General features: G+C 57.2%; 15 protein-coding genes. 8 read left to right on the top strand and 7 right to left on the bottom strand.

The annotated features are described in order from the left end of the window. Positions 1-82: 82 nt before the first annotated feature. The gene (cspD, locus tag OXR61_RS04250) at positions 83-304 is read right to left on the bottom strand and encodes a cold shock-like protein CspD (protein ID WP_058757774.1); all 222 of its coding nucleotides are present in this window, start codon (positions 302-304) and stop codon (positions 83-85) included. Positions 305-627: 323 nt separating this feature from the next. On the opposite strand from cspD, the gene clpS reads away from it, so the two are divergent. Both clpS and clpA read left to right on the top strand, forming a co-directional pair. Continuing rightward, complete coding sequence (gene clpS, locus OXR61_RS04245; protein WP_021508363.1) at positions 628-948, top strand: ATP-dependent Clp protease adapter ClpS; 321 nt, start codon at positions 628-630, stop codon at positions 946-948. A 55-nt stretch (positions 949-1003) separates the two neighbouring features. Beyond that, positions 1004-3283, top strand: a complete 2280-nt coding sequence (clpA, locus tag OXR61_RS04240; RefSeq protein WP_021508362.1) for an ATP-dependent Clp protease ATP-binding subunit ClpA — start codon at positions 1004-1006, stop codon at positions 3281-3283. Between the two features lie 93 nt (positions 3284-3376). Here the strand turns inward: clpA and infA are convergent, their stop codons facing one another. From infA to trxB, 5 genes are all read right to left on the bottom strand, one after another. Continuing rightward, the gene (gene infA / locus OXR61_RS04235) at positions 3377-3595 is read right to left on the bottom strand and encodes a translation initiation factor IF-1 (RefSeq protein WP_002211347.1); all 219 of its coding nucleotides are present in this window, start codon (positions 3593-3595) and stop codon (positions 3377-3379) included. A 346-nt stretch (positions 3596-3941) separates the two neighbouring features. Continuing rightward, the gene (gene aat / locus OXR61_RS04230; protein WP_031279861.1) at positions 3942-4634 is read right to left on the bottom strand and encodes a leucyl/phenylalanyl-tRNA--protein transferase; all 693 of its coding nucleotides are present in this window, start codon (positions 4632-4634) and stop codon (positions 3942-3944) included. 32 nt (positions 4635-4666) lie between these two features. Then, the gene (gene cydC, locus OXR61_RS04225) at positions 4667-6397 is read right to left on the bottom strand and encodes a cysteine/glutathione ABC transporter ATP-binding protein/permease CydC (RefSeq protein WP_021508360.1); all 1731 of its coding nucleotides are present in this window, start codon (positions 6395-6397) and stop codon (positions 4667-4669) included. Then, positions 6397-8169: a cysteine/glutathione ABC transporter permease/ATP-binding protein CydD gene (gene cydD, locus OXR61_RS04220; protein WP_021508359.1), complete on the bottom strand. Its 1773-nt coding sequence runs from the start codon at positions 8167-8169 to the stop codon at positions 6397-6399. Before cydD ends, cydC begins: the two co-directional genes overlap by 1 nt. A gap of 145 nt (positions 8170-8314) precedes the next feature. Then, on the bottom strand, positions 8315-9280 hold the full coding sequence (trxB, locus tag OXR61_RS04215; RefSeq protein WP_021508358.1) for a thioredoxin-disulfide reductase: 966 nt from the start codon (positions 9278-9280) through the stop codon (positions 8315-8317). 521 nt (positions 9281-9801) lie between these two features. Here trxB and lrp point away from each other — a divergent pair. The 6 genes from lrp to OXR61_RS04185 all read left to right on the top strand — a co-directional run bounded on the left by lrp (position 9802) and on the right by OXR61_RS04185 (position 18829). After that, positions 9802-10296 carry a leucine-responsive transcriptional regulator Lrp gene (lrp, locus tag OXR61_RS04210; RefSeq protein WP_006118610.1) on the top strand — a complete coding sequence of 165 codons (495 nt, stop codon included), beginning with the start codon at positions 9802-9804 and terminating at the stop codon, positions 10294-10296. A gap of 119 nt (positions 10297-10415) precedes the next feature. Beyond that, a complete protein-coding gene (locus OXR61_RS04205; RefSeq protein ID WP_021508357.1) occupies positions 10416-13835 on the top strand; it encodes a DNA translocase FtsK 4TM domain-containing protein in 3420 nt (1139 codons plus the stop codon). Positions 13836-14008: 173 nt separating this feature from the next. Further along, entirely contained in the window at positions 14009-14620 is a 612-nt protein-coding gene (gene lolA, locus OXR61_RS04200) for an outer membrane lipoprotein chaperone LolA (protein ID WP_010618286.1), read from the top strand. A gap of 7 nt (positions 14621-14627) precedes the next feature. Continuing rightward, positions 14628-15974 carry a replication-associated recombination protein A gene (locus OXR61_RS04195; protein ID WP_021508355.1) on the top strand — a complete coding sequence of 449 codons (1347 nt, stop codon included), beginning with the start codon at positions 14628-14630 and terminating at the stop codon, positions 15972-15974. Positions 15975-16071: 97 nt separating this feature from the next. Further along, the gene (gene serS / locus OXR61_RS04190; protein WP_021508354.1) at positions 16072-17364 is read left to right on the top strand and encodes a serine--tRNA ligase; all 1293 of its coding nucleotides are present in this window, start codon (positions 16072-16074) and stop codon (positions 17362-17364) included. A 313-nt stretch (positions 17365-17677) separates the two neighbouring features. Next, positions 17678-18829, top strand: a complete 1152-nt coding sequence (locus OXR61_RS04185; protein WP_031279859.1) for an MFS transporter — start codon at positions 17678-17680, stop codon at positions 18827-18829. A 99-nt stretch (positions 18830-18928) separates the two neighbouring features. Here OXR61_RS04185 and pflA read toward each other — a convergent pair whose 3' ends face one another. Then, positions 18929-19669, bottom strand: coding sequence for a pyruvate formate lyase 1-activating protein (gene pflA / locus OXR61_RS04180; RefSeq protein ID WP_021508352.1), 741 nt, complete (start codon positions 19667-19669; stop codon positions 18929-18931). Positions 19670-19821 lie beyond the last annotated feature (152 nt).

Here is a 19821-nt window from a genome sequence, read left to right as displayed (position 1 = left end):
CGGGACGCCAAAGAAAAATGCCAGCGTCTGCGGCTGGCATTTTTTTTCGGGAGTGGTCAGAATGAGAGCAGACGCGCGCCCGTCAGGAGAGTGACGATGCTTCACAGGGCACAATCAGACTGGCATGGTTGCCTTTCGGCCCTTCATGGACATCGAACTGAACGTGCTGGCCCGCTTTCAGCGTTCTGTATCCCTCCATCTGAATCGTGGAGTAGTGTGCGAAGATATCGTCGCCGCCGCCAATCGGACAGATAAAGCCGAAGCCTTTGGCGTTGTTGAACCATTTAACAGTACCCGTCTCCATGCTTTTACTTCCCTCGCAAGACATTTTGATAAGTAGGTGAGGTCATTGAAGCTGTGAGTCGAGTTTGTTTAAAACTCAATCAGCTTGTGTAAGTAGAATGTAGAGAAACGGACCTTATCGTCAAGCAAACGGCCCTGGCGCACGGGGAGAAATTCATCAAAATTTGAGGCAGTTAACGCTATTGCAAATTTTGTGATACAGGTCGCGCATGCGCTTTCAGGACCGATTTTTGCCACAGGAAAAGCGGCTTGACAGGCGTGTTAAACTTGAGGTGAGAGCACAGAAATGTGCGCTACCGTAACGCAGAATTTCAACGGAACATTATGGCAAACACAAACGACTGGCTTAACTTTGAACATCTGGCCGAAGACAAAGTACGCGAAGGGTTAAAGCCGCCTTCAATGTATAAAGTCATTCTGAATAATGACGATTATACACCTATGGAATTTGTTATTGACGTTCTGCAAAAGTTCTTTTCTTATGATGTTGAACGTGCAACGCAACTGATGCTGAAAGTTCACTACCATGGAAAGGCAATCTGTGGTGTATTCACTGCAGAAGTGGCGGAGACCAAAGTCGCCCAGGTGAACAATTACGCGCGGGAAAATCAACATCCGTTGCTGTGTACGCTGGAAAAAGCCTGAAGCTGTCTCCATATAGGATTCAGTCCGTCAGAGCGATAATTGGGGGAGGTGCCAAATGCTCAATCAAGAACTGGAACTCAGTTTAAACATGGCTTTCGCCAGAGCGCGCGAGCACCGTCACGAGTTTATGACCGTCGAACATCTGTTGCTGGCGCTGCTCAGCAACCCGTCGGCCAGAGAGGCACTGGAAGCCTGTACGGTGGATATTGCGGCTCTGCGTCAGGAACTCGAAGCCTTCATCGAACAAACCACGCCGGTGCTGCCTGCCAGCGAAGAGGAGCGCGACACTCAGCCGACGCTCAGCTTCCAGCGTGTGCTGCAGCGTGCGGTCTTCCATGTCCAGTCATCCGGTCGCAGTGAAGTTTCCGGTGCGAACGTGCTGGTCGCCATTTTCAGCGAGCAGGAGTCGCAAGCGGCTTACCTGCTGCGCAAACACGAAGTGAGCCGCCTTGATGTGGTGAACTTCATCTCCCATGGTACGCGTAAAGACGAACCGGGCCAGCCGCAAAACAGCGCGGAAAATCCGGTTAACGAAGAGCAAGCAGGCGGGGAGGAACGTATGGAAAACTTCACCACCAATCTTAATCAGCTTGCTCGCGTCGGCGGAATTGACCCGCTGATCGGCCGCGATAAAGAGCTGGAACGGGCCATTCAGGTGCTGTGCCGTCGTCGCAAGAATAACCCGCTGCTGGTGGGCGAATCGGGCGTCGGTAAAACCGCGATTGCGGAAGGGCTCGCCTGGCGCATTGTGCAGGGCGACGTGCCGGAAGTGATGAAAGAGTGCACCATCTACTCGCTGGATATCGGTTCGCTGCTGGCCGGTACCAAATACCGTGGTGATTTTGAAAAACGTTTTAAAGCGCTGCTGAAACAGCTGGAACAGGATAACAACAGCATTCTGTTCATCGACGAGATCCACACCATTATCGGTGCCGGTGCGGCATCGGGCGGCCAGGTGGATGCGGCGAATCTGATCAAGCCGCTGCTTTCCAGCGGTAAAATCCGCGTGATGGGTTCCACGACCTATCAGGAGTTCAGCAATATCTTTGAGAAGGATCGTGCGCTGGCGCGCCGTTTCCAGAAAATTGATATCACTGAGCCATCGGTTGAAGAGACGGTACAAATTCTTAACGGGCTGAAGCCGAAGTACGAAGCGCATCACGATGTGCGCTACACCGCCAAAGCGGTACGTGCGGCGGTTGAGCTGGCGGTGAAGTACATCAATGACCGTCATCTGCCGGACAAGGCGATTGACGTGATCGATGAAGCCGGCGCGCGTGCGCGTCTGGTGCCGGTCAGCAAGCGCAAGAAAACCGTCAACGTGTCGGACATCGAATCCGTGGTAGCGCGCATCGCGCGTATTCCGGAGCAGAGCGTTTCGGCCACCGATCGCGATACGCTGAAAAATCTCGGCGACCGTCTGAAAATGCTGGTGTTTGGTCAGGACAACGCGATTGAAGCGCTGACTGAAGCCATCAAGATGAGCCGCGCGGGTCTGGGGCAGGAGCGTAAGCCAGTCGGGTCATTCCTGTTTGCTGGTCCGACCGGGGTCGGTAAAACCGAGGTCACCGTGCAGCTGGCGAAGGCGCTGGGCATTGAACTGCTGCGCTTTGATATGTCCGAGTATATGGAGCGTCACACCGTCAGTCGTTTGATTGGTGCGCCTCCGGGCTACGTCGGCTTTGATCAGGGCGGTCTGCTGACCGATGCCGTCATCAAGCATCCGCACGCGGTGGTGCTGCTGGATGAGATCGAGAAAGCCCATCCGGATGTCTTCAACCTGCTGCTGCAGGTGATGGACAACGGGATGCTGACCGATAACAACGGCCGCAAAGCGGACTTCCGCAACGTGGTGCTGGTGATGACCACCAACGCCGGGGTGCGCGAGACCGAGCGTAAATCCATCGGCCTGATTCAGCAGGACAACAGCACCGACGCGATGGAAGAGATCAAAAAGATCTTTACGCCGGAGTTCCGTAACCGTCTCGACAACATTATCTGGTTCCGTCACCTCGATACTCAGGTGATCCATCAGGTGGTGGATAAATTTATTGTTGAGCTGCAGGCACAGCTGGATGCGAAAGGTGTGTCGCTGGAAGTCAGCGATGATGCGCGCGACTGGCTGGCCGAAAAAGGTTACGACAAAGCGATGGGCGCGCGTCCGATGGCGCGTACTGTGCAGGAAAACCTGAAGAAACCGCTGGCTAACGAGCTGCTGTTTGGCTCACTGGTAGATGGCGGATCGGTATCGGTTGGACTGGATAAAGAGAAAAACCAGCTCACCTACCACTTCATGAGTGCGGAAAAACGCAAAACCGAGGGCACCGTGCATTAAGCGGGTGCGCAGATAAGAAAAAGGCCGGATTAAAATCCGGCCTTTTTTTTCGCGCTTAGTTTACATCAGCAAACGCGAGGCGAGTGCAACAACTTAGCGACTACGGAAGACAATGCGGCCTTTGCTCAGGTCGTACGGGGTCAACTCGACAGTCACTTTGTCGCCCGTCAGGATGCGGATGTAGTTTTTACGCATTTTACCGGAGATATGAGCGGTAACCACGTGCCCGTTTTCAAGCTCTACGCGGAACATGGTGTTAGGTAACGTATCCAGTACGGTACCTTGCATTTCAATATTGTCTTCTTTGGCCATCGAATCCTCTGGGTGAACTACCAAACTGTTGAACCGGCAAGATAATGCCGAATTCCATGATTTATGTAAAGAAACGTTGGCTGTTTTTGCCAACGCTTCGCCGTGCGTCGCGCCGCTGCGCGTGCATTACGGATAAATTCGGGTGTTTTTGACGTCTGCGGGGGATTAGCGGGCTAAGAATCTGCAGCAATCGGCATCGGGTGCGCAACTGAAACAGCTTCGGGAACAGGGTGAGATTCCCAGCCTGGCAATTCCGGCTCGCCACAGCGAAGCGCGGACGACATACCAAACTCGCTTATTGTATCACTTTTGTCGGGAATTGTGTGCAAAACATCTGCGGGGACAGTCAAAAAAGGGTTTGTGTTTGCCAGCAGCCGGCCTGCACCGGTTGCCACGCCAGCGTTTGCACGTATTGCAGATAATCGACGCGCGGAATTTCAACTGCGCCCAGCGAGGCGGTATGCGGATTCAGCACCTGACAATCAATCAGCCGTCCCTGATGCGCAATAAAATGCTGTGAGAAAACCCACAGCGCGGTTTTGGAGGCGTTTTCCGCCCGGCTGAACATCGACTCGCCGCAAAAAATCTGTCCGAGCGCCAGGCCATACATGCCGCCAACCAGGCGTTGATCCTGCCAGACTTCGATTGAATGCGCATGGCCCAGCTCATACAGGCGCAGCCAGGCGCGTTTCACTTCAAAGGTGATCCAGGTGCCTTCCTGACGCCCGCTGGCGCAACCTTCCACCACCTGAGCAAAAGCGTGATTCATGGTGACGCGATAGGGCGAACGGCGATGGAAGCGCGCCATGCTGCGGCTGAGATGAAACGACTCCGGCAGCAGGACCGCACGTGGATCTGGCGACCACCATAAAATCGGATCGCCGGGCGAAAACCACGGAAAAATACCGCGCTGATAGGCATTCATCAGGCGGGCAGGGGAGAGATCGCCACCCATGGCCAGCAGGCCGTTTGGCTCACGCAGCGCCATCTCCGGCGGCGGGAAATTGAGCGAATCCCGGGAAAGTTGTACCAGTCTCATGGCGTCGGTCACCCTCAGGCTAAACGCATAGACTATAGCGCAAAGCGCTGCTGGAAACGCCAGTAGCGTCCCGCTTTTGAGATTAATTCGTCATGGCTGCCGGATTCGATAATCTGCCCACCGTCAAGCACACAGATGCGATCCATTTTTTCCAGTCCGCTCAGGCGATGCGTCACCATGATCAGCGTTTTTCCCTGGCTAACCTGCTGTAGCAAGGTGAGAATCTGCTGCTCGGTCGCGGCATCCAGACCCTCGGTCGGCTCATCCAGCAGCCACAGATCGCCATCGTGCAGCAGCGCACGGGCAATCGCCAGCCGGCGCAGTTCACCGCCGGACAGCGGTCGGCCGCCTTCTCCCATCCACGCATTCAGCCCTTCGCTGTGCTGCGTCAGATGCGCCAGCCCAACCCGCTGCAATACGTCAATCAGCTGTGCATCGCTGGCGTGTGGTGCTGCCAGTAGCAGATTAGCGCGCAGCGTCTGGCTGAACAGATGGACGCGCTGCGTGACAACGCTGATGCGCTGACGCAGGCTGGCTTCGTCCCACGCCGTCAGATCAATCCCGTTCAGGCGAATCGTGCCGCGCTGCGCTTCCCAGCCGCGCGTGATCAGCGCCAGCAGGCTGGATTTCCCGCAGCCGGTCGGGCCCAGCAGCGCCAGATGTTCACCGGCTGCTAACGTCAGGGAGAAATTGTGCAGCACCGCTTCTGGCCGCTGCGGATAGCTGAAATCGATCTGTTCCAGCGTCAGGCTGAGGCCGCGCTGCGTCGCAACCGGTTGTGTCGGGAAGTGAATGGCTGGCGGTTGATCGATGATCTCCTGCACGCGCTGCGCCGCGTGCGTCACCTGCGCCAGTGGCAGAAATGCGCCGGCCACCGGTGCCAGCGCTTCAAACGCGGCCAGCGCGCAAAACACAAACAGGGCAATCAGTGCACCCGGTGTGCTATTGGTGCCGACGCCGCTGGCGGCCAGCCACAGCAGCAGCGTAACGGTACTGCCGGCGATCAACGTAAGCAGGCTCTGCGCCACCGCCTGCAGCCGGTGTTGCTGCTGCTGCGCCTGTTGCCACGCACGTTCTTCCTGATCCAGCCGCTGTCGCCACAGCGCCGCCGCGCCGTAAATCTGCAGCTCGGCCAGTCCGCTGAGCCAGTGCGTCAGTTGCAGGCGCCAGCGAGCCTGGTAACGGGCAATCTGCGCGCCGGTGCGCGCGCCGAGCCGCCAGAATAGCGGCGGCATCAGCAGCAGCGTCAGCAACATGATCGCCCCAAGCAGCAGCGCCAGTCGCATATCGAGTAGCGCCAGGCCACAGGTCACCACCACAATCACCACCGCCGCACCCAGCAGTGGAGAAATAACGCGTAAATAGAGATGGTCGAGAGTATCGACATCGCTGACAAAGCGGTTCAGCAGTTCGCCGTGACGAAAGCGCGCCAGCTGCGCCGGTGCCAGCGCCATCAGCCGGCTGAAGGTAAAGACGCGCAGATGTTGCAGCACGCGGAAAGTGGCGTCATGGCTGACCAGCCGTTCAAAATAGCGCGCGGCGGTGCGGGTGATTGCCGCGCCACGCACGCCGGCTGCGGGCAGCATGTAATTGAAGCTGTACAGGCCGGCGACGCCAGCCAGCGAGGAGGCAGCAAGAAACCAGCCGGACAGCGTCAGCAAGCCGATGCTGGCGAGCAGCGTGACAATCGCCAGCACCACGCCAAGACCTAAACGCCACGGATGGCGGCGATACAGGCGCAGGAAAGGCAGTAACGTGCGCATCAGGCAATCTCCTTCTGACGATGCTGCGCCAGCTCGCGCAGCGGGCCGGCTTCTGCGATCAGCTGTTGCCAGTGGCCCTGCTGCACCAGTTGTCCGGCCTGCATCACCCATACTTCATCCCACTGGTCGAGAGCGTGCAGCTGATGGGTAATCATTAACGTGGTTTGCAGCTGTGCGGCCTGCTGTAGCGCGCCCATCACATGCTGCTCGCTCTGGCTGTCGAGCCCGGATCCCGGTTCGTCGAGCAGCAGCAGGCGGGCCGGTTTCAGCAGCGCCCGCGCAACGGCGATGCGCTGTGCCTGCCCAACGGACAGGCCGATGCCGCCATCGCCAACTGGTGTATCCAGCCCCTGCGGCAGACGCGACAAAAATTCACTGACGCCAGCGCGCTGCAGCACGGCGGTCAGCGTGGCCTCGTCCACCGGCGTGTCAGTGAGCTGGAGATTGTCACGCAGCGTCGCCGCCGGCAGCTGCGGATTTTGTCCTACCCAGGCCAGCTGCTGCTGCCAGCTGCTGCGGCTGATGTCGCGCAGTTCCTGGCCGTTAATGCACAGTGAACCCTGGTAGGGCAGAAAACCGAGCAGGACATTCATCAGCGCACTTTTTCCGGCCCCGCTTTGTCCGACCAGCGCCACGCGCTGACCGGGAGTAAGGCTGAAATTCAGCGGCTGTGACAGCGCCTCGCCGGTAGCGGTCATGATCACCAGATCCTGCGCCCGGAGGGAGAATGGTGCGTCAGCATCCTGCGTTTGCGAGGCCGCCTGCGGCGCCCGGTGAGGCGTTTCGCGCAGGAAGGTATCCAGCGCGTCTGCGCCGCCCACCGCCTGCGCTTTGGCATGGTAAAAGGTGCCAAGATCGCGCAGCGGCTGGAAAAATTCGGGGGCAAGAATCAGCGCGAGGAAACCGGCAAACAGCGTCACGCCGGTGCCGTAGTGGCCAAAATTGAGTTCACCCAGGTACGAGAAGCCGAAATAGACCGCGACCACGGCAATCGCCAGCGAGGCGAAAAACTCCAGCACCGCAGAGGAGAGAAAGGCGAGGCGCAGCACTTCCATAGTGCGCTGACGAAAATCCTGGGTACTGGCGGCAATCGCCTGCTGCTCAGCGTCCGCGCGGTGAAACAGGCGCAGCGTTTCGCGTCCGCGCAGCCGGTCATAGAAATCGCCGCTCAGACGCGCCAGCGCAAGAAAATTACGCCGATTGGCATCGGCCGCTCCCATGCCGACCAGCGCCATAAACAGCGGAATCAGCGGCGCGGTCGCCAGCAGAATCAGTCCGGCGGCCCAGTTAATCGGGAATATGGCGATCAGGATGGCGCAGGGCACAAAAACCGCCAGCGACATCTGCGGCAGATAGCGCGCGTAATACTCCTGCATCTCTTCAATCTGTTCCAGCAGCAGCGTTGCCCAGCTCCCGGCCGGTTTGCCCTGAATCCAGGCCGGACCGAGCGCGTTCAGCCGGTCCAGCACCTGTTGCCGCAGTGCACGGCGAATCGCCACGCCAGCCCTGAAACCGGCCATCTCACGACCATAGTGCAGCGCGGCGCGCAGTGCGAAGCACAGCAGTAGTAACAGGAAATCACTCACCAGTTCAGCGCGGGGTTGCTGTTCCACCAGCAGTTTTTGCAGCAGGGAAGCCAGTAGCCAGGCCTGGGCGATGAGAATTAACGCCGCAGCAAAACCTGCCAGCGAAGCCAGTCGCAGGCTGCGTGCGCCATGATGACGTTGCTGGCGTAACCAGCGCAGCAGTTCGTGTTGCCGTGATTTGTTCATGCGAAGCCGTTTGATCACCGTGACGAGAGGCAAAATCCGACGCTAAATGCCGGACAGACGGGTGGCAGAACTGTAGCACGCAGGCGATAAAAAAGGCGACCAAAAGTGGCCGCCTCAGTGCAATTATGATCAGATAATTAACAACTTACTTATCGTTTTTAACCAGACCATCCAGATAACGTTCCGCATCCAGCGCGGCCATACAGCCGGTACCGGCAGAGGTAATGGCCTGACGATAGATGTGGTCCATCACGTCACCGGCTGCGAACACGCCCGGCACGCTGGTCTGCGTGGCGTTGCCCTGCAGGCCGGACTGCACTTTGATATAGCCGTTTTCCAGATCCAACTGGCCATCGAAAATCGCCGTGTTCGGACTATGACCGATGGCGACAAACAGGCCCGCCACTTCCAGCGAGACCGGGGCTTCACCTTTGGTTGACGAGAGTTTCAACCCGGTGACACCCATCTGATCGCCTACCACCTCATCCAGCGCGCGGTCAGTGTGCAGCACGATGTTGCCGTTACGCACTTTCTCCATCAGGCGGTCAATCAGGATTTTCTCAGCGCGAAAGCTGTCACGACGGTGAATCAGGTGCACTTCGGAAGCGATGTTCGCCAGATAGAGCGCCTCTTCAACGGCCGTGTTACCGCCGCCAATAACCGCGACTTTTTGGTTGCGATAGAAGAAACCATCACAGGTGGCGCAGGCCGAAACCCCTTTGCCTTTGAATGCCTCTTCTGACGGCAGGCCAAGGTAGCGCGCTGAAGCACCGGTCGCGATGATCAGCGCATCCGCCGTGTATTCGCCGCTGTCGCCGGTCAGGCGGAACGGACGGTTCTGTAAATCAACCGTGTGAATATGGTCAAAGATGATTTCGGTGTTGAACTTCTCAGCATGCTCCTGCATGCGTTCCATCAGCGCAGGGCCGGTCAGATCGTGCGGGTCGCCCGGCCAGTTTTCGACTTCAGTCGTGGTGGTGAGCTGGCCGCCTTTTTCCAGTCCGGTAATCAAAACCGGGTTCAGGTTAGCGCGGGCGGCATAAACCGCTGCGGTGTAACCGGCAGGGCCGGAGCCCAGAATGAGCAGCTTACTGTGTTTGGCCGTACTCATGCGTTCCTCAGTGTGTGTCTGACAACATAGTTTTCGATTGTAGGGAAATTACTGTCGCAAAAAAAGGTTTCAGCAATTTTGTTAACAATCACTGCAAGCGGCGTAGACGATGAATGGCATTTCTGCACGCGCGCTGCGCCAAAAGGGGGCATTGCTCGGCAATTTGTGGTGCAGCTGTATAAAAATTCTCATTTAAAAACAGCAACCCAGTACGCTGTCTGGCATCTTGTACTGAATTTGGATGTTTTACTTTGACAATCGCCTGCGCTTTTGCGAAAACATTGTCAGAAGCAGAGAAAATTTAGCGGTTCGAAACAGAATTTCAGCTCTGTTTTGCGCAATTTCGCCAAATAAACTCAGCCTGACATTGGTAATGACGCATGATGTGGACAGACAGCATGCGTCATACGGATGGTCGCGTTACTGCACAGGCTTAAAGACTTCACTTCAGTAAGGCCCTGAACATTGAACGTTTTCAGGGTTTGGCAGGTAAAGGGAAGGAATTAAGAGAGACAATAATAATGGTAGACAACAAGAAACGCCCCGGAAAAGATCTGGATCGGATCGACAGAAATATTCTGAATGAACTGCAGAAAGACGGTCGTATTTCCAACGTTGAGCTTTCAAAACGTGTCGGCCTCTCGCCAACACCTTGTCTTGAACGCGTACGTCGCCTGGAACGCCAGGGTTTCATTCTGGGCTACACCGCGCAGCTGAACCCGCACTATCTCGATGCTTCACTGCTGGTATTCGTTGAGATTACTCTGAATCGCGGTGCGCCGGATGTGTTTGAACAATTTAACGCCGCTGTACAAAAACTTGAGGAAACTCAAGAATGTCACCTCGTTTCCGGTGACTTTGACTACCTGTTGAAAACCCGCGTGCCGGATATGTCCGCCTACCGTAAACTGCTGGGTGAGACCTTGCTGCGCCTGCCGGGCGTCAACGACACCCGTACCTACGTGGTGATGGAAGAGGTCAAACAGAGCAATCGTCTGGTGATTAAGACCCGGTAACGCAGGGCAGGTGCAAAGCTTGCAGGATTTCGGTACACTCCTGTGAATTCATACAGGACCAGCGTCAGGCAAGCCTGGCGCTGTTGCCTTCTTAATTTACAGGCACCTGGAGAGTTCTCTTGAGCCAGGAATATACAGAAGACAAAGACGTTTCATTACAACCACTGAGCAGCGGACGTCGGCTGCTGGAAGCGTTGCTCATCCTGGTGGCCTTGTTTGCCATCTATCTGATGGTGTCGCTGGTTAGCTTTAATCCCTCCGATCCCAGCTGGTCACAAACCGCCTGGCACGAGCCGATCCACAATCTGGGCGGCAGCGTGGGCGCATGGCTGGCCGATACCCTGCTGTTTATTTTTGGTGTGATGGCCTACGCCATTCCGCCAGTAATTATTGGTCTGTGCTGGATCACCTTCCGTCAGCGCGATCGCCAGGATTACATCGACTATTTTGCGGTGGGCCTGCGGCTGATTGGCGTGCTGGCGCTGGTGGTGACTACCTGCGGACTGGCTGCGCTGAACGTGGACGATATCTGGTATTTTGCCTCTGGCGGCGTAATTGGCAGCTTGGTGAGCAATGCGATGGCGCCGTGGTTCAGCGGTGCCGGCGGCACACTGACGCTGCTGTGCGTCTGGGCGGCGGGTATCACGCTTTATACCGGCTGGTCCTGGCTGGCGATTGCCGAAAAGATCGGCAGCGTGGTGATGGGCGTGCTGACCTTTGCCAGCAACCGCTCGCGCCATGATGAACCCTGGCAGGAAGAGGACGACTACGACGAGGCGCACTCCGACGAAGCGGTTCCGCCACTGCGCGCTGCGCCGGCTCAGGACGACGAAGATGACGTACTGCTGGCTAAGCCCCGACAGGTAGCGGAACCTGTGGCTGAAGTCGCCAGCGACGATCCCCTGCTGGCGAAAGCCAGTGCGGCTACCGCGGCTGCGCTGGCCGCCACCAGTGACGCCGCACGTCAGGTGCCGGCCGTCGCTGCACCTGAGCCATCCGCACCGGCGGTAAACGTGGCTCCACAACCTGCGCCGTCACAGCTGGCTGCGGCTGCTCCGGCATCGGCATCCGTTGCCAGTGCGCCTGCGGCGCCAGCTATTCCGCCAGCAGAACCTGCGCCAGCGGCTCCCCCGTTATACCGCTTCGAAGTGCCTGCTTCACCGGCCGCCGACGCCTTCTCGCTCGCTGAAGAAGACGATGGCCCGCGCATGGGTAACTGGCAGAGTGCCGATCAGGCCGCCACACCGCTGAATACGGCAGCCGCTGCCGCACTCGGTTCAGCGACGGCCGCCGCTGCTGCCCGCTCTGCGGCTTACACGCCAGCCTTTGATGTGGTGCCGGAGCGCGATTACAACCCGCAGGTGAAACAGGGCATCGGCCCGGAACTGCCGCGTCCTAACAAGGTTAAGCTGCCAACCCGGCGTGAGCTGGCCTCATACGGTATCAAACTGCCATCGCAACGCATGGCAGAAGAGAAGGCACGTGAAGAGGCCGACCAGCAGCAGCCGGAAATCAGCGCCAGCTGGCAAGTGCCACAGCCGCACGATGATGATAATGCTGCGCTGCAGGAAGCCCAGTTGCGCGAAGCGTTCCATTCGCAGCAGCAGCAGCGGTACGGCGACAGCTGGCAGCAGCAGCCGGCAGAGGAAGAAGATGAAGAGGCGCTGCAGCAGGCCCAGCTGGCGCAGCAGTTTGCTCAGCAGCAGCAACAGCGTTACAGCCAGCCTGAGCAGGAGAGCGCGCCGGTATTTAATCTGGATACCTCAGCCGCGTTTGATTTCTCTCCGATGAAAGATCTGGTTGATGACACGCCGAGCGAACCGCTGTTTACCATTGCCGCCACGCCAGAGCCGGACGTTCCGGCCCAGTGGCAGCAGCCAGCGGCACCTGAGCCGGCGGTACCCGCATCGCTGAGTGAGGAAACCAGCCCGTGGTCAACGCCAGACGACGAGGTTTACGCCGCGCCGGCTGAAACGCTGAAGCCTGTCGCCCCTACGCAGGACAGCCTGTTCCACCCCTTCCTGGTGCGTCACGAACAGCCGCTGGAGAAACCTTCCACGCCGCTGCCGACGCTGGATCTGCTGACGTCGCCGCCGGCCGAAGAGGAGCCGGTGGATATGTTCGCACTGGAACAGACCGCGCGTCTGGTTGAAGCGCGTCTGGCGGATTACCGCGTAAAAGCCGAAGTGGTGGGCATCTCTCCGGGGCCGGTAATCACCCGCTTTGAACTGGATCTGGCACCGGGCGTCAAGGCGGCACGTATTTCTAACCTGTCGCGCGACCTGGCACGTTCGCTCTCTGCCGTTGCGGTGCGTGTGGTTGAGGTGATTCCGGGCAAGCCTTATGTCGGCCTGGAGCTCCCCAATAAACATCGTCAGACCGTCTACCTGCGTGAGGTGCTGGACTGCGATAAGTTCCGCGATAACCCTTCGCCGCTGTCGGTGGTGCTGGGTAAAGATATTTCTGGTCAACCCGTGGTGGCCGATCTGGCGAAGATGCCGCACCTGCTGGTGGCCGGTACCACCGGTTCAGGTAAGTCGGTTGGCGTCAACACCATGATCATCAGCATGCTGTATAAAGCCACGCCGGAAGAAGTGCGCTTTATCATGATCGACCCGAAAATGCTCGAGCTGTCAGTGTATGAGGGCATTCCCCATCTGCTGACGGAAGTGGTCACCGACATGAAAGACGCGGCTAACGCGCTGCGCTGGAGTGTGGTCGAAATGGAGCGCCGCTATAAGCTGATGTCTGCGCTGGGCGTGCGTAATCTGGCCGGCTATAACGAGAAGATCGAGCAGGCGGCCGCAATGGGCCGGCCAATTCCGGATCCGTTCTGGAAACCGGGCGACAGCATGGACACCACGCCGCCGGTGCTGGAAAAACTGCCGTACATTGTGGTGCTGGTTGATGAGTTCGCTGACCTGATGATGGCGGTGGGCAAAAAGGTCGAAGAGCTGATTGCCCGCCTGGCACAGAAAGCCCGTGCGGCAGGTATTCACCTGGTGCTGGCTACCCAGCGTCCATCGGTGGATGTGATTACCGGCCTGATTAAAGCCAACATTCCGACGCGCATCGCCTTTACCGTGTCCAGTAAAATTGACTCGCGTACCATTCTCGATCAGGGCGGTGCGGAATCCCTGCTGGGTATGGGTGACATGCTCTACATGCCACCTAACTCGTCCATGCCGGTACGTGTTCACGGCGCCTTTGTGCGTGACCAGGAAGTGCATGCAGTCGTGCAGGACTGGAAAGCGCGTGGGCGACCGCAGTACATCGACAGCATTACCGCCGGTGAAGAGAGTGAAAGCGGTGCTGGCGGACTGGACGGCGATGAAGAGCTGGATCCGCTGTTTGACCAGGCGGTGGCGTTCGTGGTGGAGAAACGCCGCGCGTCGATCTCCGGCGTGCAGCGCCAGTTCCGTATCGGCTACAACCGTGCGGCGCGGATTATCGAACAGATGGAGGCGCAGGGCATTGTCTCGGAGCCGGGCCATAACGGTAACCGTGAAGTGCTGTCACCGCCACCTCACGAAATGTAAGACTTTTCTCCGCAGTGTTATGCCGGGCCAGTGTAAACTGGCCCGTTGTTTATCTGTGGTCCGATCCCCATATCATTGGGAGCTTTCGGCTTTTTCTCCTGTCGAACTGACGGAGCGGCGACTACGGTTAATGCAGTAAGTGTCAGGAAACCATGAATAAGGAATCGTATCAGATGAAATTTCGCGTTATTGCCTGTGGCCTGCTGGCCGGTTTTGTTGCTTCTTCTGCCCTGGCGGATGCTTCCAGCGATCTGCAGCAGCGCCTTAATAAAGTGAACAGCTTCCATGCCAGCTTCAGTCAGAAGGTGACTGACGGTAGCGGCGCAAATGTGCAGGACGGCGAAGGCGAACTGTGGGTAAAACGTCCGAGCCTGTTTAACTGGCACATGACTGCACCGGACGAAAGCGTGATTATCTCCGACGGTAAAAATCTGTGGTTCTATAATCCTTTTGTGGAACAGGCGAGCGTAAGCCTGCTGCAGAATGCCACCAGCAACACGCCGTTTATGCTGATTGCGCGTAACCAGCCCTCTGACTGGCAGCAGTACAACATTAAGCAGCAGGGTGATAATTTTGAGCTGACGCCTAAAAGCAGCGATGGCAACCTGAAACAGTTCACCATCAATGTCACTTCCGCAGGCACCATCAATCAGTTCAGCGCGATCGAGCAGGATGGACAGCGCAGCAGCTATCAGCTGAAGAGCCAGAAAAACGGCGCTATCAGCCCGGATAAATTCACCTTTACGCCGCCAAAAGGGGTAACGGTGGACGATCAACGTCAGTGAGGTGAGGGTGAGTAACCTGTCGCTGGATTTTGCACCGTCAAATGAGTTCAGACCGCTGGCTGCGCGTATGCGGCCAGCGACGCTGCAGCAATATATTGGTCAGCAGCATCTGCTCGCGGCCGGTAAACCGTTGCCGCGCGCTATTGAGGCGGGTCAGCTGCACTCCATGATCTTATGGGGACCGCCGGGTACCGGTAAAACCACGCTGGCGGAGATTATTGCGCATTACGGCAAAGCCGACGTCGAACGCATTTCAGCGGTGACTTCCGGCGTTAAAGAGATCCGCGAGGCCATTGAGCGCGCGCGGCAGAACCGCCAGGTGGGGCGTCGCACTATTCTGTTTGTTGATGAGGTGCATCGCTTCAACAAGAGCCAGCAGGATGCGTTTCTGCCACACATTGAAGATGGCACCATCACCTTCATTGGCGCAACCACGGAAAATCCCTCCTTTGAACTGAACTCGGCACTGCTGTCGCGCGCCCGCGTTTATCTGCTTAAATCGCTGACCAGCGCGGATATCGAACAGGTGCTGGATCAGGCGATGCAGGATAAAACACGCGGTTACGGCGACAGCGATATTCTGTTACCGGACAATACCCGGCGCATGATCGCTGAACTGGTCAACGGTGATGCACGACGCGCACTGAATACGCTGGAAATGATGGCCGATATGGCTGAGCTCAATGCGCAGGGACAGCGGGAGCTAACGCCACAGCTGCTGAATGAAGTATCGGGTGAACGCGCGGCGCGTTTCGATAACAAAGGCGACCGCTTTTACGATCTCATCTCGGCACTGCACAAATCGGTTCGTGGTTCAGCCCCGGATGCGGCGCTTTACTGGTACGCGCGCATCATCACTGCCGGTGGCGATCCGCTGTACGTGGCGCGGCGGCTGCTGGCGATTGCTTCGGAAGATGTCGGTAATGCTGATCCGCGCGCCATGCAGGTAGCAATTGCCGCGTGGGACTGTTTTACCCGCGTCGGGCCTGCGGAAGGGGAACGTGCAATTGCCCAGGCAATTGTTTATCTGGCCTGTGCGCCAAAAAGCAATGCTGTTTATACCGCCTTCAAAGCGGCGATGCGTGATGCGCGTGAGTTCCCGGATTACGATGTGCCGGAACATCTGCGTAATGCACCGACGAAGCTGATGAAAGAGATGGGCCTCGGCAAAGAGTACCGTTACGCGCATGACGAACCCAATGCCTATGCGGCCGGCGAGGTGTTTTTCCCGCCGGAAATGGCGCAGACGCGCTACTATCAACCCACCAATCGTGGCCTTGAAAGCAAGATCGGTGAAAAACTCGCCTGGCTTGCTGAACAGGATCAAAATAGCCCGATAAAACGCTACCGCTGATAAACGCGTTACGGTAAGGTGAGCAAGGATTTCAATGCATTCCGGTGGAATGCATCCCTCCATTCGTTCAATCAACCTTTTATTACACAGGATAAGCATGCTCGATCCCAATCTGCTGCGTAATGAGCCAGACGCAGTCGCAGAAAAACTGGCACGCCGGGGATTTAAACTGGATGTGGATACGCTGCGCTCCCTCGAAGAGCGTCGTAAGGTTTTGCAGGTAGAAACTGAAAACCTGCAGGCTGAGCGTAACTCCCGCTCCAAATCCATCGGTCAGGCCAAAGCACGTGGGGAAGATATCGAGCCGCTGCGTCAGGAAGTGAACGCGCTGGGCGAACGCCTGGATGCGGCGAAAGCAGAGCTGGATACCCTGCAGAACGAAATTCGTGACTTTGCGCTTGCGCTGCCTAACCTGCCGGCCGACGAAGTGCCGCTGGGTAAAGATGACAGCGAAAACCAGGAAGTGAGCCGCTGGGGCCAGCCGCGCCAATTCGATTTCCCGGTGAAAGACCATGTAGAGCTGGGTGAAGCGGTCAAAGGGCTGGATTTCGCCTCGGCGGTGAAACTGACCGGTTCGCGCTTTATCGTGATGCAGGGCCAGATTGCCCGTCTGCATCGCGCGCTGAGCCAGTTCATGATCGATCTGCACAGCCAGCAGCACGGTTATCTGGAAACTTACGTGCCATATCTGGTGAACCACGAGACGCTGTACGGTACCGGTCAGTTACCAAAATTTGGTGAGGATCTGTTCCATACCAAACCGCTGGGCGAAGAAGCAGGCAGCAGCAACTATGCGCTGATCCCGACCGCCGAAGTGCCGCTGACTAACCTGGTGCGCGATGAGATCGTTGAAGAGGAATCTCTGCCGATCAAACTCACTGCCCACACGCCTTGCTTCCGTTCCGAAGCCGGTTCTTACGGACGCGATACGCGCGGTTTGATCCGTATGCACCAGTTCGACAAAGTGGAGATGGTGCAGATCGTCGCACCGGAAACCTCCATGGACGCGCTGGAAGAGCTGGTCGGCCATGCGGAGAAAGTGCTGCAGCTGCTGAACCTGCCGTACCGTAAAGTGCTGCTGTGCACCGGCGACATGGGCTTCGGCTCAGCCAAAACCTATGACCTGGAAGTCTGGCTGCCGGCGCAGGACACCTACCGTGAAATCTCCTCCTGCTCGAATATGTGGGATTTCCAGGCGCGCCGCATGCAGGCTCGCTGCCGCAGCAAAACGGACAAAAAACCGCGTCTGGTGCACACGCTGAATGGTTCAGGCCTGGCGGTGGGGCGTACGCTGGTAGCCGTGCTGGAAAACTATCAGCAGGCGGATGGTCGCATTGCGGTGCCGGACGTGCTGCGCCCGTACATGGGCGGGCTGGAATATATCGGCTAACAGGCATTCATGCACTAACCCGGCTCAGGCCGGGTTTTTTATTTCTTAAGCGCGTCAGTCATTATTTTTTAACCGGAATTAATCAGAAATAAACGTTATCGTCATCGCTGCGCGTCAAACCATCAAAAATGTATAAATTCATGTAGATAGATTCAGACATAAGACCTTTCTGTAGTCCTGTAACCCGCTGAAGATAAAAATAATAAATTGTTCAGCAGCAAAATGTGCGGCGCTGTTTTTTTGCACATTGACTTTGCCATCGCCAATGGCAAACTGCGCGCAAATCTGTTCATTTCTTTTGGTTTTATTCCCTATGTCAACCTGGTCGCGCCCCGTCCTGCTGCTGCTTTGTGGCTTAATGCTGATGACGGTGTCTATTGCTGTGCTTAATACGCTGGTGCCGCTGTGGCTCACCCATGATCAACTGCCGACCTGGCAGGTGGGCATGGCGAGCTCTGCTTATTACACCGGCAACTTAGTGGGCACCTTGCTGGCGGGCTGGTTGATTAATCGCTATGGCTTTAATCGCTGCTTTTACCTTGCCAGCGTACTGTTTGCGCTGGCAACCATGGGCATGGTGCTGCTGGACGGCTTTTACAGCTGGACGCTGCTGCGCTTCACCGCGGGCGTAGGCTGTGCACTGATTTGGGTGGTGGTTGAGAGTGCACTATTGTGCAGCGGTACCGTGCGCAATCGCGGTCAGCTGCTGGCCGCTTACATGATCATCTACTATCTTGGCACCGTTGCCGGTCAGCTGCTGGTGAGCCGTGTCTCGACAGAACTGCTGCACGTCATTCCCTGGGTGAGCGCGCTGATCGTCTGTGCCGTGCTGCCCGTGGTGTTTGTGCAGGTCAACGCCGGTGCGGCTACTGAAGAAGCCTCAACCGGGCGTATCTGGAGCATGCTGCGCCGCCGCAGTTCGCGTTTGGGTATCAACGGCTGCATTATCTCCGGTATCGTGCTCGGTTCGCTCTACGGCCTGATGCCGCTTTATCTTTCGCATCAGGGTATGAGCGATGCCACTGTGGGTTACTGGATGGCGCTGCTGGTCAGTGCCGGGATTGTCGGTCAGTGGCCGGTAGGACGTCTTGCCGACCGCTTTGGTCGCCTGATGGTGCTGCGCGTGCAGGTGTTCGTGGTGATTCTGGGTGCGATTGCTATGCTGAGCGGAACGGCAATGGCACCGGCACTGTTTGTGCTGGGGCTGGCTGGCTTTACGCTTTATCCGGTGGCCATGTCCTGGGCGTGTGAAACGGTGGCGCATCATGAACTGGTGGCGATGAATCAGGCGCTGCTGTTCAGTTATACCGTTGGCAGTCTGGTCGGGCCGGGGATGACCGCGATGCTGATGCAGAACTATTCCGATCGCCTGCTGTTTGTGATGATTGCGGTGGTGGCGCTGGTCTATCTGGTGATGCTGCTGCGTAAAGCCGATCAGCATGCAACACCGGTGGCGCATGCCTGATGGCAGTGATTAAACGGGACATTCGCAACCTGTCGCAAATGTCCCGGCGGTAACCCCTCTGTTTCTTGCCGGCGAAACTTCAACTACAGGCCAACCGTCTTAATACATGACGTTATGGCCGTAACCGGCAAGAATATTTTTCACCCGCTCCATGGTCTCTTTCGTTGGCGGCTTCACGCCTTCCAGCTTGTACTCTTCACCCATCGCAATCCATTTATGCTTGCCGAGTTCGTGATAAGGCAGCAGCTCGATCTTCTCAATGTTACTCATGCCTTTAGTAAATTCACCGAGGCGATGCACCGAATCGTCATCGTCCGAATAACCCGGCACCACCACATAGCGAATCCAGGTCCTTTTACCGCGCTTTTGCAGATAGCGGGCGAAATCCAGCGTGCGGTGGTTTGACACGCCGACCAGAATCTCATGGATATCATCGTTGATCTGCTTGAGGTCGAGCATCACCAGGTCAGTTGCATCAAGCAGTTCATCGATCACCGGATCGTAACGGCGCACAAAGCCGTTGGTGTCGAGGCAGGTATGGATGCCCTCGGCCTGGCAGGCGCGGAACCAGTCGCGCACAAATTCAGCCTGCAGAATGGCTTCACCGCCGGATGCCGTCACGCCGCCACCAGACGCATTCATAAAGTGGCGATACGACAGCACATCCCTCATCAGCTCATCGACGGTGATTTCCTTACCGCCATGAGTGTCCCAGGTATCGCGGTTGTGGCAGTACAGGCAGCGCATCAGGCAGCCCTGGAAGAAGGTGATAAAACGGATGCCGGGACCGTCAACGGTGCCGCAGGATTCAAACGAGTGGATACGACCGATGGTTGACATTGCGATGTATTCTCCGGTTCAGCCTGGCGCGCAGGCGGCACAATCTGTGTTGTGCTCTGAGGATGTAAGTCGGTTTTGCCAGACTGCCTGCAAAAGCAGACTGGCAAAACTGGCTTGTGGAGAAAAGGCTCCCGCAGGAGCCTTTCGATTAC

This window comes from Pantoea sp. GM_Pan_4 (assembly GCF_026541005.1).
Lineage (GTDB): Bacteria > Pseudomonadota > Gammaproteobacteria > Enterobacterales > Enterobacteriaceae > Pantoea > Pantoea dispersa.
The sequence above is the reverse complement of the archived record's forward strand: the minus strand, read 5'-3'. Positions and strand labels throughout refer to the sequence as shown.